Consider the following 12,845-nt stretch of genomic DNA (forward strand, 5'->3'; position numbering starts at 1 on the left):
TTTAACAGTAGTAAAGTTATATATATTAGTATAAATGTTAAATAAATACTAACGCAGGTATCAAATTATGGTAAAGTCTTTGCCCGCCTAATACACTTTATAGCTAACCCAAGAAAGGTTTTCCTACGTCATACCGCCGCAGACCGTCATACCGCGATTCATTCGCGGTATCTCATCCGCTAACACGTAGCGGGATGACGATTGTCAGGCCAGCGCCCCTATGATGTCATCCCAGTGCCCAGACACTGGGATCCAGGAAACTTAACTCTACACTAAGTAAATGTACAATAAGAACTAGATTCCATACTGGAATGACAGCAGTCCTACGTCATACCGCCGCGGCGCTAACAAGTAGCGGAATAACGGGTTTTCAAATTGTAGAGCTACTTTAGCTATAATACACTTTAAGCAGAAATACACGTGTTTGTAAGTACAGCATTTGCTTTTTCTATCACTCTTGCTAACATTTCCTGTTCATTGTTCTGATTTTTTACGTTGATCACCTGAGCAGCTAAGTTTGCAGGAAAAGTGACCAAACTGACTTCCCATAATTCCACTTGTTTTAACACTCTAGCTCCGCTTTTATGATCAACATCATACTCTATAGGTATATAGCCGATGGAAAGTCCATTGATTACTCCAGTTTTGAGCATTAAGTACGCTTCCTTTGCTTTTTGGATGCCCAAAAGTAAGTGTGCGGTTATATACAGGCCAACATCATTTTCGCAAATATCTATAATATTACCTATAGGTTCACCTGGATTGTGCTGCCAAAGGAGTTTTATTTTATTTCTGTTTAAATTTTCCTTAAATGCTCCGGGTAAGATCAGGTCATTTTGTTTATCAACTATATTAAAAACGCTAGCATAACCAGAAAATACACCATTTTCTCCTATGCTTTTTATTGACAATGGTGAATAGAGAAATTTCTTATTCATAAAGCCTCCTGTAGTATTGGGAATTTTATTTCGCAATGCACTGCGATATAATTCTATTATATGCAGTGCTCTAAAAGGGGGAAGCACTTTTCTTAGTTACTAAAAACGCTAACTGGAATCCAGATTGGACACTGGGTTATAAAAGTATAGCTTCTACGTCATACCGCCGCGGTATCTCTAGATCCCGCTAACATGTAGCGGGATGACGATTGTCAGGCCAGCGCCTCTATGATGTCATCCCAGTGCCTCCTTTTTTTGTCATCCGAGTAGCCCCTATAATGTCATCCCAGTGCTTGACACTGGGATCCAGGAAAAAGAATGATGTCATTCAAGTAGCTGACACTGGTTCCTTTATGATGATGTCATCCCAGTGCCCAGACACTGGGATCCAGGAATTTTATTAAGTTGGTAAGCATAAAAATAGATGTTTTACGTTAAAATACAACGTTTTCGATGAGGTTATATGGAAAACTGGATTCCAGACTGGAATGACAAAAAGGGGCTACTCGGATGACAAAAAAAGGAGCACTGGAATGACACCTCTCTTCTTGGGCTCTTTTAGCCATAAATATTTAAGAAATTTACCAAACGAAAAAAAAGGCAAAAGAAGCCCTAATCATTGTCTATTTTCAGTATTGGCGTTTTTTTAAGTCTTAAACACTGCAATTTAGCTGCTTTTAACTTGCAACTAACCTACACCGCAAGTGTTTAAGAAATTTACCAAGCAGGAAAAAAGGCAAAGAAACCCTAGGGTAGCTAGTATTCAAATTCTCCCTTGTCAATTTGACGTTTTTTGCTGTCTTAAACGCTTTGTAAGCGCGTTTCGGCTTATATAGGTAAAAACCTAAAAATTTTTAAAGACATGCGATGCACGTAGTGCGAAAAATTAAACATGAAACGCCAAATACCCTAAGTTTTTTGTCATTAACCTGCACAGATTGCGAAGATAAATAAATAGCTTCAGTTTCATGATAAGGGCGCTGGCGGAGTTTGTCAAGCAAGTTTTTAGCCCTGTCTCCTTGCTATAATGTTCATATCGATAGAAAAGCAAAAGAATAGAATGAAATATCAAGCGATATCCTCTATAATTAAATTTTTTAGATGAAGAAAGAGATGACGATTCGTGTAGGAATTAATGGTCTTGGTAGAATAGGCAGAAGTGTTTTACGCGCTATTTTTGAAATAGAAAAGTATAGTAAGCAAATAGAAGTTGTAGCTGTCAATGGATCGCTCAGTGCAAAGCAGCATGCACATTTGATTAAATATGATTCCGTTCATGGCAAATTCAGTGGTGATATTGACTTTAATGAGTCTCAAAATTGGCTATCTATAAATGGCAGAAAATTTTCTTTATATAGAGAACGGAGCCCTGAAAGTATTCCTTGGAATATTGATGTAATACTTGAATGTACTGGTGCATTTAACAAGCGTGAAGAAGCAATAAGGCACAATGCAGAGAAAGTGATTGTCTCTGCTCCAGTTCCAGATGCTGATGTAACTATAGTTTATGGTGTGAATAATGGTATGCTCAAAAAAGAGCATAAAGTAATATCAGCAGGTTCTTGCACTACAAATTGCCTGGCTCTAATTGTGCAGATTCTACACTCCAATCTAGGCATAAAAAGCGGTTTTATGACTACTATACATGCCTATACGAATGATCAAAATGTTCTTGATGGTAATCATAAAGATTTGCGTAGAGCAAGGGCTTGCGGATTATCTATGGTACCAACTACAACTGGAGCAGCAAAAACAATTGGTTCTATAATTCCTGAATTAAAGGGCAAGCTAGATGGCACTGCCGTCAGAGTTCCGGTTAGCAATGTTTCTATGGTTGATTTTAAATTTACGACTGATAAGAAAGCGACCGTTGAAGAAATCAATGAAATGTTTAAGGATGCAGCTCTCTCCTCTACGTCATTCCAGCGCGTGACGCTGGAATCTAATTTCTGGATCCCAGTGTCAGCTACTCGGATGACATCAGAGGGTACTAGGATGACATCAGAGGGTACTAGGATGACAGAGGGTTATCCAATGTCAAATGTACTTTCTGTATGCACGGAACCTTTAGTTTCAATAGACTTTGTGCATAACCCTTATAGTGCAATTGTGGATTTAACTGGTACATATGTTACAGGTGACATCTGTAGAGTTGCAGCGTGGTATGACAATGAGTGGGCTTTTTCGTTGAGAATGTTAGACATAGCATTATTGAGCCATAGTAAAGTATGAATGGAAACCTAAACAAATATGCTTCATTTTATGAGCACTTTGCGGAACTCAGAAAAAGAGTTATCTTTTGCTTTCTATTTTTTTGCGTTGCTTTTGGTTTTTGTTATTACTTTAAGGAAAATATATACCGTTTTTTACTCGCACCTTTAATAGAAGCAACAAAAGGTAGCGAAGGTTTTTCTTTAATTTACACAGACTTAACAGAGGCATTTTTTGTGTATCTCCAAGTTGCAATAATGAGCGCACTTTTGTTTTCTTTTCCTGTGTTTGCATGGCAATTCTATATGTTCTTAGCACCTGGGTTATATAAAAGTGAAAGGGCAGTGTTGTTGCCATACTTAATTGCAACACCGGTTTTATTTGTAATGGGAGCTACTGTAGTATATTACTATATATTTCCTTTAGCCTGGAAGTTTTTCATCACTTTTGAACATAGTGGGAAATCTTTCGGTATACCAATAGAGTTTATGCCATCAGTTAGCGAATATTTAGACCTCGTTCTCCAATTTATGTTTGCATTTGGCACTGCATTTCAAATTCCAGTAATACTCACATTGATGGTGAGAGTAGGGTTACTCACTACACAAAGTTTGTCAAATAAACGCAGAATCGCGATAGTGGTAATTTTTATTATCGCTGCAATCTTAACTCCACCTGATGTATTAAGCCAAGTAGGGCTTGCAATACCTATGCTGATTCTATATGAATTGTCCATTCTGATATGTAGGTATATTGAGAAAAAGGCAAAGGATTGAATATAGATAGAGTGCTTAAAAAAACAAGAATATTAGTTGTTGAAAAAAAGATGAATACCTGAGCGCCTTTTCTTGTTTGAGTGTATGTGATATGTGATGCCACTCCGGTTGATTTTTTTGCTAAAATATGGAATAATTAAGCTTAAGTTTTTATGTTAGGTAAGTATATGTTAGATCAAAGATTACAGAGAGTATACGAGCAGTTAAGGGAAATAATAGAGCAAGGCGAAGGCGAGAGTGTTAATGACCTTTTAAAGGGAAGATCAAGAGATGATTTTTTGACGATTTTTACTTGTGCAAATATACGTAAAAAGTGCCAAGATGGTGTGGAGTATGATATAACACCGCTTGGCTATACTCTGGATTCTAATAATTGGAAAGAAAAAGCTGGAGTTCTTTTAGGTGCAGCTAAAGAGGAAGGTATATTAAAAAAAGTTCTTACTTCTGCAAATATATGTAAAAAGTATCCAGATAGTACGAAATATATAATACCGTTTACTTATGCTCTAGATTTTAATGATTGGAAAGAAAAAGCTGGAGTTCTTTTAGGTGCAGCGAAAAAGGAAGGTATATTAAAAGAGGTTCTTATTTGTGCAAATACGTATGCAACACCGATTGTCTATGCTCTAGGTTTTAATGATGGGGGAGAAAGAACTAAAGCTATTTTAGATGCAGCTAAAGAGGAAGGTATATTAAAAGAAGTTCTTACTAGCATGGTAGAAAGTGATTATGAAAGATTAAAACGTTCTTTATGGGTAACTGAAAATCATGATTCTCTAAACGAAATTTATAAAATTGAGAAGAGTATGGCAATTGATATAGCAATGAAAGTTGGTGGTGCTTCTAGTATTATAGCTGGATTAATAGCTTTCGGTGGATGTTTTGCTGCTGGTGTTCAATTACCAATATTGGCTTTAGTTGGTATAGCTGTAGCTGCTGCGCTGGCAGTCGGGATTGTTGCTGGTGGCATTACATATGCAGTATTAAAACCTAGTAATAAACTAGATGGACCAGACCTCAAACAAAGTAGCGAGTGTTGCTCAGAACGCGTTATGAGTACTTTGGACATTTATAATAAAAATGATCTCTAAATACTAATATATAATACTTAAAGAGATACTTTAACACTTCTTCTTAAGTGCTAATCTGGAGGTTCAACAAGTTGCTGTTTGAAAGGTTGGGAAGTAGTTTTATTAGCATTGAAAATTACATAATATACATTATGGAAAAGCTGGATCCCAGTGTCGGAGCACTGAGATGACACCGTCTGTTGCGCAAATTACCTGCTAATTGCAATGTTCGTACAGCTGTGGATTCATTCGCGGTATAGATTCCGCTAACTATAGTATTTCCCAAAGTAAATGATAAAGGTATAATAAGGTATTTGGGTTATAATGGCGTATAGTGTGGATTTAAGAGAAAAGGCAATATCGATGATAGGAAAAGGGAAGAAGAAGGTTGAGGTGGCAGAGCTTCTGGAGATAGGAATAGCAACTTTGTACCGCTGGTTAAAAAAGAAAGCTGCTGGTGAAAGCCTCAAGCCATCTAAAAACGGCAGCTTTATTCGAAAAATAGACCCAAAAATACTCGAAGAATATGTTACAAAGAATCCAGATCATACTCTGGCAGAGATGAAACAAAATCTTGGATTTGGAATAAATTCAATTTGGTATAGACTAAAACAGCTAAAAATTACTTTAAAAAAAAGTCACACTATATCAAGAGCGCAATCAAGAAGATAGGCAGCAGTTTATTGATAAAATCTCAAAAATAGACCATTCCAGCATCTTATATATAGATGAAGCAGGAGTTGATAATAAATTATACCGAGAATATGGACGTGCTCCAAGAGGAAAGAAAATTTATGCAGATATTCCAGGGAGAACTCGAGAGAGAATCAGTATAGTAGCCGGGTGGATTGGAATGAGATTTATTGCACCAATGACTTTCAAAGGTGGGTGTGACAAAGAGGTATTCAATATATGGTTGGAGAAGATGTTATTACCTAAATTGCCACTTGGCACAACCATAGTTATGGATAATGCTACATTTCATAAGACCACTAAAACAAAATCATTAATAGAGTCTTTTGGCTGTCATGTGCTGTATCTTCCAACATATTCACCAGATTTGAATCCCATAGAACACTGTTGGCATACCATCAAAAGCCGCCTCAGACCTCTAATGTATAAATGTACAGACTTACAACTTTTGGTTGGTAATACCATAATGGAAATTTATCATTCATTTTAGAAAATACTATAGTAGCGGAATGACGGTTTTTCAAATTGTCGGTAAATCTAAGTCAGTTTAGCTATATAAAACATAGTATAAAAAGAGCTATTTCAGCAAAGTTTCAAACAAATAAAGTTCATTAGCTTCACAATTGGCACCTTACGAGAAAAGTACACTTATATACAGATTTAAAATACAAGTTAACGAATTATTATAACTTCTACCAAGATAATAATATAGTAAGGTTTGGTAGGCTCTGTGGACAAAATTTTAGAGAAGCCATACAAGAGCCCCGACAAAATTTAGAAAACCCATAAAAACCTCAGCCGTTTTATCGAATCTGGAAAAAATACGCCTAAAGTTCTTAATTTTACCGAAAAACACTCAATTAAATGACGCTCTTTATAAATGTGTTTATCGTAACCCCTCTGCACTTTTCGATTACGCTTCGGAGGAATAACTGCTGTACATCCCTTGCTTTCAAGACTCGTAACAAAAGCATTGCTGTCATAGCCTTTATCAGCCACTACAGTGGTATTATAGACACTTTCAGTTAATGTTGCTGCTTGTGTAATCTCATTTCTTTGACCAGGGGTCAGAGTAAATTTAAGTGGATTTCCAAGTGCATCGACAAGCGCATGTATTTTAGTTGTAAAGCCACCTTTGCTCCTCCCTAAAGCTTCTTGATCCTTGGAGTTTTTTGTATATCCAGATGAACATGGATGGGCTCGGATGATCGTACCGTCGATTATAGCAACTTCTAAATCAGGCTCTTGTTTAGTATATTCAAGCAATTTTTCCCAGACATCTCTTTCACACCATCTTTTAAATCGCTTATGTATACTCCTGTAATTACCATAAGTTTTTGGTAAAAGTCTCCATTGGCAACCACTTCGGACTATGTACCACACTGCCTCTATGAATATTCTTAAACGTTTTTCATCTTTGCTATGCATTCCTTTTACGCTTTTTATGAACTCTAAAATTTGTTTCCAATTTTCCTCTTTGATGTAATATTGCATATGGTAGTTTCTCCATTTTTTACCTATTAAGCTAAACTACCATCTTTTTCTCTCTTTTCATATTTTTTGTCCACAGAGCCTAGTTGTACAGTCCTAGAGTGTGATGGTATGATAAAATATGAGAAAAAAATACCATCAAAGGAGGAGTTATGGGACAAATATTACATGGGTGCGCCAAAACAACACAGACGATTCGTAGAGCAATACAAAATAGAAAAGAGAGCATAGCAAAACTCTCCAAGCATTATAACCTTAATCCAAAAACTATTATTAAGTGGAGAAAACGTTCATTTACGAAAGATGCTGATATGGGTCCAAAGCATCCAAGATCGACTGTTTTAACGCTAGAAGAGGAAGCTATAATAGTTACATTTCGCAAGTATACACTACTGCCACTAGATGATTGCCTTTACGCTCTGCAGTCTACAATTCCGCATTTGACTCGCTCTAGCTTGCATCGTTGTTTACAAAGACACAACATTAGCAGATTACCAACTGTTGATGGAGAAGTTAAGTCAAAAAAGAAATTCAAACAATATCCTATCGGTTACTTTCATATTGATATTGCTGAAGTTAGAACTGAGGAGGGCAAATTACATTTGTTTGTTGCTATTGATAGGACATCCAAATTTACCTATGTTGAGTTGCGTAACAGTGCTACAAAACCCATAGCTGCTGAGTTCTTACGTAATTTGATTAGAATTTTACCGTATAAAATCCATACTATTTTGACAGATAACGGTATACAATTTACAAACCAGAAGCGTCATAAGTATGCTTTCCAACACATATTTAATAGAGTTTGCGAAGAGAATGTTATTGAACATCGTTTGACAAAAGTTAGCCATCCTTGGACAAATGGGCAAGTTGAGCGTATGAATAAAACTTTAAAGGATGCTACAGTTAAGAAGTATTACTATCAATCGCACCAGCAACTTAAAGAACACCTTTATAACTTTGTTATGGCTTATAATTATGCAAAGAGACTCAAAACTCTTAAGGGTCTTACTCCTTATGAATTTATATGTTATCAGTGGACACAGTCTCCAGAATTATTTATACTAAATCCACACCATTACACTCTGGGACCATACACCTAGTTCACCCTTAATATTTTTCTTCAATTCATTCTTAGTCTCATCATCAATTTCGCACTTAAGATCTTTACCACATTTATTATAGATCACCTTACTCCTATTGGCAGTATCATCACATGGATCTATAATAAAATTAATTCCTAATGTATCACTGGCACAGCACGTATTAAATGGCAACCGATACATATAATTTGTATTTTCCTGATTCGGACAAGAAAGATTTTTTACTAGCATAAAGTACCTCCATTGGTAAATGAAATTATTAAAAAATTAACCATAAAGTGAAAGTGTGTACTGACAATGTACACACTTCATCACTTTGATATAATATCAACAGCACCCTCTGGTACTGATGGACAGAAAAATAGGTTTTAACCTCTTTTAAATCTAACACAGAAGAGTTTATTACTTCTACACATGAATCACACATGAAGAATTGTTTTCACAGCTGCCCATAAGTTTACCGTTATGCAAGCTGTATCTACAGGAGTGCATGAAGATGAAAAAATTATGGGTCATAATAATCCTCTAAAAAATACTATGAGATTATTATAAGTTAAAATGATTAAAAATTTAATAATTTAATTATAAATCTAGCATATCAACTAACGATGTGATGTAAATTTTCTTTCAATTCCACTGTATCTTCGCCAGTTTTGCATATAGCCCGTCTTTACTCATTAGAGAGTCATGAGTTCCTACTTCCTCTACTTTCCCATGATTAATTACTATAATCTTGTCAGTTTTAAGTGCAGTTGATAGTCTGTGTGTAATTACGATCGTTGTTCTGTTTTGCATTAACTTGCTTAATGCTTTTTGCACGAGGTTCTCACTTTTATAATCAAGGGCAGAGGTTGCTTCATCCAGTATTAAAACCTGAGGGTTTTTGAGTATGGCTCTTGCTATTATAATACGTTGTTTTTGCCCTTCAGAAAGTTTTAATCCTCTTTTTCCTACAAATGTATCAAATTTATCAGGCAGCTTATCAATAAATTCCATCGCATAAGCGCTGATAGCTGCTTGCTTCACTTCTTCATATTCAGCACCAGGTTTGCCATATAGTATATTTTCCATTATTGAGCAAGAGAATATTATGTTATCTTGTGGCACTAAGCCAAACAACGATCTGAGGTCATTTAGCGCAATTGACTTAATATTGTGCCCATCGATAGTAATGCTGCCTCTGCTTGGATCATGAAAACGGAGCAGAAGTTTTAAAATGGTGCTTTTACCACTGCCAGATGGTCCAACAATTGATACTACTTGACCTGCCTTTATAGAAAATGATACGTTATTTAACGCTGGCTTATCAGACTGAGATTCATAAAAAAATGTCACGCCATTAAACGAAATTCCCTTTTGAACACTACAAGTTTTTATAGGATCATCGGCATCTGCTATAGAGCTTTTCATATTTTTAAATTCAAATAAACGCTCTACTATTCCAAGACCTCGTTGTAAATCACTGATATTATCGCTAAAATTATTTATAGCTCCTGCTGCAAGCGCTGAATAAAACACAAATGAGGAGAGTTTTCCAATAGTTATATTATTACTTAAGACTTCTTTAATACCAAAAAAGAGCAAAACAACTAGTGAACCTATCACACACGTGATAACTAGAGTTACTAGAATAGCACGCAAGAGTACTAATTTTACGTATGATTTTGATACTGAGTTTAAATGCTCCTTAAAACGGGTTTTTTCATTTTCTTCGAGTACAAACGATTTGATAGTCACTATAGATCGAAAATTTTCCTCACTAAGTGATGCAAGCTCACTTAATTTATCCTGGGCAAAGCGTGCATAGCTACGCACTTTTTTTCCAAATGAGGTCATAATAATGAGTAGTATAGGTACTATTGCGGCTGCATACGCAGTTAGGTGCAGATTTGTATATAATAACATGGCAACACTGCCAATTAATATTACAAAATTTCGCAATATGGTGAGTAGGCTGCTGTTTATTATTGATTGCAGCACAGAGGTATCAGTAATGAGTGCTGAGATAACATCTTGTACGCCCGTATTCTCAAAGAAACTTGGTTGCAAGTCAGTGATACTGCTATATAAGTCATATCTGATTCTTGCGATAACTTTCTCGCTGCCAATGCCAATGAAATATAACCGAGTAAATGCAGTGAGAGAAATGGCTAAAACTATAAGTGTTGCAACTAATAGTTTGGTAGTAAAATCGTGCTCTGTACCAGAATCAATTATATTGCTTAAGCCTCTGCCAAAGAGGAGGATCGTTAAGGCTGAAAATAAAACTGCAATAAAAGCTATGATGAAATAAGATAGATTAGGCTTTATATAGCAAAATAACTCTCTAATATTAGATCGCATCGTATTTTGAAGTTTCTAAAGTTAAGTATATAGATTTTAGTTTCAGGGGAAAGGGGAAAGGTGTAGCACAATAGCTAACGTCATGCCGCCACGAACCGTCATACCGCCGCAGTATCTTTTAGCCGCTAACAAGCAGCGGGATGACGAGCTTATCGTCATGCCACCGCGAACCGTCATACCGCCGCGGTATCTCATCAGCTAACAAGCAGCGGGATGACGATTGTCAGGCTAGCTGTCATCCCAGTGCCCAGACACTGGGATCCAGGAAAGTTTGCTTGTTTACAAGCAAACTAGCATAGAAAGTGGTTACAACGTTTTCGATGAGATTATATGGAAAACTGGATTCCAGTGTCAAGCACTGGAATGACATCACAGGGGCACTGGAATGACACCTCTCTTGGGCTCTTTTAGCTACAAACATTAAGAAATTTACCAAACGAAAAAAAAGGCAAAAGAAGCCCTAGTCATTGTCTACTTTCAGTATTGGCGTTTTTTAAGTCTTAAACACTGCAATTTAGCTGCTTTTAAATGCAACTCACTTTTGTTTAAATGTTTAAGAAATTTACTAAGCAGAAAAAAAGGCAAAGAAATCCCGTGTTAGCTAGTTGTCACTCTCTAATCCTGCAAATTGGCGTACTATACTGTCTTAAACGACTTATAAGCGCGTTTCAGCTTATATAGGTAAAAACCTAGAAATATTGTGAAGACATAAGGTGCACATAGTGCGAAAAATTAAAAATAAGACGCCAAGTACGTTGTTTTTTTTGCTGTTTAATCTGCACAGATGAAGATAACTGAATACCTTCAGTTTCATGATAAAAGGGCTGGCGGAGTTTGTCAAGTAATTCCGTTCCTTATGGGTAAAAAAAAGAGAAACTCTAAGTTGCAGCCGCACGATGTTTCTCTTTTCTGCTGTTGATGATTATTTCGCCTATTGTAACTGCTGCTAAAATAAAGCAGTAATATACCTGTGTTAATAAAGAAACAGGTGATACAAAGGCGATGCTACCTGCCAGCAATAGTTGAGAACCATAAGGTAAGATGCCTTTTGTAGCACAAGCAAAAACATCTAATAAGTATGCGCTGCGATGTGGCGCAATACTGTGTTTTTGTGCAAGCCTTTTTGCAATGCCACCACTTAGTAAAATAGCAATGGTATTATTGGCAACTAAGGTAGTAAACATAGACGCAATTCCTGCTATCACAAATTCAGCTTTAGTTTTTGTGATATTGCTTTCATCGATAAGTTTATGCAACGCTTTTTGACCTTGTTTGTACATTATATGGCTCAACCCACCGATAAATAGAGCAAATATCACTATTTCGTTTACTTTTTTGAAACCGTCATACACGTCATGAGGAAATTGAATGATAGCATAGTCAAAAAAAGTTATTCCTAGCACACCAGCAATAATTATGTTTACAGTTATTGTTACTAAAGTGGTGACTTCAAGCAGCCCCATGATTATTAAAGAAATGTAAGGAATAATTTTTATTATAGAATAATAATCTAAATTTGATATAGAAATAATTTTTGTACTACTTGAAATCACTACCAGATAGGTGAGTGTTATAATACCTGCAGTAAATGCAACCTTAGAGTTTATTTTAAGTTTATCTTTTGCTGAAGCCCCCTGTGAAGAAACAGATGCAATGGTGGTATCAGATATCATCGAAAGGTTATCGCCAAATACAGCACCACCTACTACAGTTGCAGTTCCTATTTCAAGACCAAAAGCTCCACTTTTTGCCAGATTAACAGCTATAGGTACCATCAGCGCAACAACTCCCATAGATGTGCCAATTGCAGTTGAAATAAAAGCAGAAGCCAAAAATACTCCAGGCAGTAGTAATCGTGCTGGAAGGAAATTAAGAATTAAATTAGCAACAGTGTCTGCGCTACCAATTGATTGAGTAACCGCAGAAAATGCTCCGGAAAATAGAAAAATCAAGCACATAGTAAGGGTATTTTTGTCACCCATGCCCTTGATAACAGTATCTATGTTATGTTGAATTTTATTTGTACCACGTGAGACAGCAAAAAATAGCGCTGGTAACAAGCATATTACTGGTGAAACCTGATGAAGTGGATTATCAGTTCCGATAAAAGAAAAATAAGCACCACTTCCAAGGTACAAGATTAAAAAAATAATCAAAGGGACAAAAGCTGTCATTTTACTGTACCTCAAACTTACGACTATAACTAATTAAGTGGTTTTA

10 protein-coding genes and 1 pseudogene are annotated in these 12,845 nt (G+C 36.1%); 7 read left to right on the top strand and 4 right to left on the bottom strand.

Translation table 11 applies throughout. The annotated features are described in order from the left end of the window. Positions 1–404: 404 nt before the first annotated feature. Positions 405–938: an HK97 family phage prohead protease gene (locus ACQH1X_RS04695; protein WP_425386669.1), complete on the bottom strand. Its 534-nt coding sequence runs from the start codon at positions 936–938 to the stop codon at positions 405–407. A gap of 209 nt (positions 939–1,147) precedes the next feature. Here ACQH1X_RS04695 and ACQH1X_RS04700 point away from each other — a divergent pair, with 209 nt between their 5' ends. The 6 genes from ACQH1X_RS04700 to ACQH1X_RS04725 all read left to right on the top strand — a co-directional run bounded on the left by ACQH1X_RS04700 (position 1,148) and on the right by ACQH1X_RS04725 (position 6,178). Next, positions 1,148–1,342, top strand: a complete 195-nt coding sequence (locus ACQH1X_RS04700; protein WP_425385845.1) for a hypothetical protein — start codon at positions 1,148–1,150, stop codon at positions 1,340–1,342. 709 nt (positions 1,343–2,051) lie between these two features. Continuing rightward, complete coding sequence (locus tag ACQH1X_RS04705) at positions 2,052–3,170, top strand: type I glyceraldehyde-3-phosphate dehydrogenase (RefSeq protein ID WP_425386670.1); 1,119 nt, start codon at positions 2,052–2,054, stop codon at positions 3,168–3,170. Next, positions 3,167–3,925, top strand: coding sequence for a twin-arginine translocase subunit TatC (gene tatC, locus ACQH1X_RS04710; RefSeq protein WP_425385846.1), 759 nt, complete (start codon positions 3,167–3,169; stop codon positions 3,923–3,925). Before ACQH1X_RS04705 ends, tatC begins: the two co-directional genes overlap by 4 nt. 152 nt (positions 3,926–4,077) lie before the next feature. Then, on the top strand, positions 4,078–5,016 hold the full coding sequence (locus ACQH1X_RS04715) for a hypothetical protein (protein ID WP_425385847.1): 939 nt from the start codon (positions 4,078–4,080) through the stop codon (positions 5,014–5,016). 303 nt (positions 5,017–5,319) lie between these two features. Further along, positions 5,320–5,667 (top strand): IS630 transposase-related protein, encoded by a 348-nt coding sequence (locus ACQH1X_RS04720; protein ID WP_425385784.1) that lies wholly within the window; start codon positions 5,320–5,322, stop codon positions 5,665–5,667. Positions 5,668–5,695: 28 nt separating this feature from the next. Further along, a complete protein-coding gene (locus ACQH1X_RS04725; protein WP_252154099.1) occupies positions 5,696–6,178 on the top strand; it encodes an IS630 family transposase in 483 nt (160 codons plus the stop codon). A gap of 252 nt (positions 6,179–6,430) precedes the next feature. Here the strand turns inward: ACQH1X_RS04725 and ACQH1X_RS04730 are convergent. Then, positions 6,431–7,182 (bottom strand): annotated as a pseudogene (locus ACQH1X_RS04730) (IS5 family transposase). 149 nt (positions 7,183–7,331) lie between these two features. On the opposite strand from ACQH1X_RS04730, the gene ACQH1X_RS04735 reads away from it, so the two are divergent. Further along, entirely contained in the window at positions 7,332–8,282 is a 951-nt protein-coding gene (locus ACQH1X_RS04735) for an IS481 family transposase (RefSeq protein WP_425385848.1), read from the top strand. A 627-nt stretch (positions 8,283–8,909) separates the two neighbouring features. Here the strand turns inward: ACQH1X_RS04735 and ACQH1X_RS04740 are convergent. Further along, positions 8,910–10,625, bottom strand: a complete 1,716-nt coding sequence (locus ACQH1X_RS04740; protein ID WP_425385849.1) for an ABC transporter ATP-binding protein — start codon at positions 10,623–10,625, stop codon at positions 8,910–8,912. Between the two features lie 878 nt (positions 10,626–11,503). Continuing rightward, positions 11,504–12,799 carry a Na+/H+ antiporter NhaC family protein gene (locus ACQH1X_RS04745; protein WP_425385850.1) on the bottom strand — a complete coding sequence of 432 codons (1,296 nt, stop codon included), beginning with the start codon at positions 12,797–12,799 and terminating at the stop codon, positions 11,504–11,506. Positions 12,800–12,845 lie beyond the last annotated feature (46 nt).

This window comes from Wolbachia endosymbiont (group A) of Barypeithes pellucidus (assembly GCF_964030885.1).
GTDB lineage: Bacteria > Pseudomonadota > Alphaproteobacteria > Rickettsiales > Anaplasmataceae > Wolbachia.

What these genes read in the sequence shown, in the direction of transcription:
- ACQH1X_RS04695 (WP_425386669.1), bottom strand. Translation starts at nt 938, where the DNA reads ATGAATAAGAAATTTCTCTATTCACCATTGTCAATAAAAAGCATAGGA.
- ACQH1X_RS04705 (WP_425386670.1), top strand. Translation starts at nt 2,052, where the DNA reads ATGACGATTCGTGTAGGAATTAATGGTCTTGGTAGAATAGGCAGAAGT.
- tatC (WP_425385846.1), top strand. Translation starts at nt 3,167, where the DNA reads ATGAATGGAAACCTAAACAAATATGCTTCATTTTATGAGCACTTTGCG.
- ACQH1X_RS04715 (WP_425385847.1), top strand. Translation starts at nt 4,078, where the DNA reads ATGTTAGGTAAGTATATGTTAGATCAAAGATTACAGAGAGTATACGAG.
- ACQH1X_RS04720 (WP_425385784.1), top strand. Translation starts at nt 5,320, where the DNA reads ATGGCGTATAGTGTGGATTTAAGAGAAAAGGCAATATCGATGATAGGA.
- ACQH1X_RS04735 (WP_425385848.1), top strand. Translation starts at nt 7,332, where the DNA reads ATGGGACAAATATTACATGGGTGCGCCAAAACAACACAGACGATTCGT.
- ACQH1X_RS04740 (WP_425385849.1), bottom strand. Translation starts at nt 10,625, where the DNA reads ATGCGATCTAATATTAGAGAGTTATTTTGCTATATAAAGCCTAATCTA.
- ACQH1X_RS04745 (WP_425385850.1), bottom strand. Translation starts at nt 12,799, where the DNA reads ATGACAGCTTTTGTCCCTTTGATTATTTTTTTAATCTTGTACCTTGGA.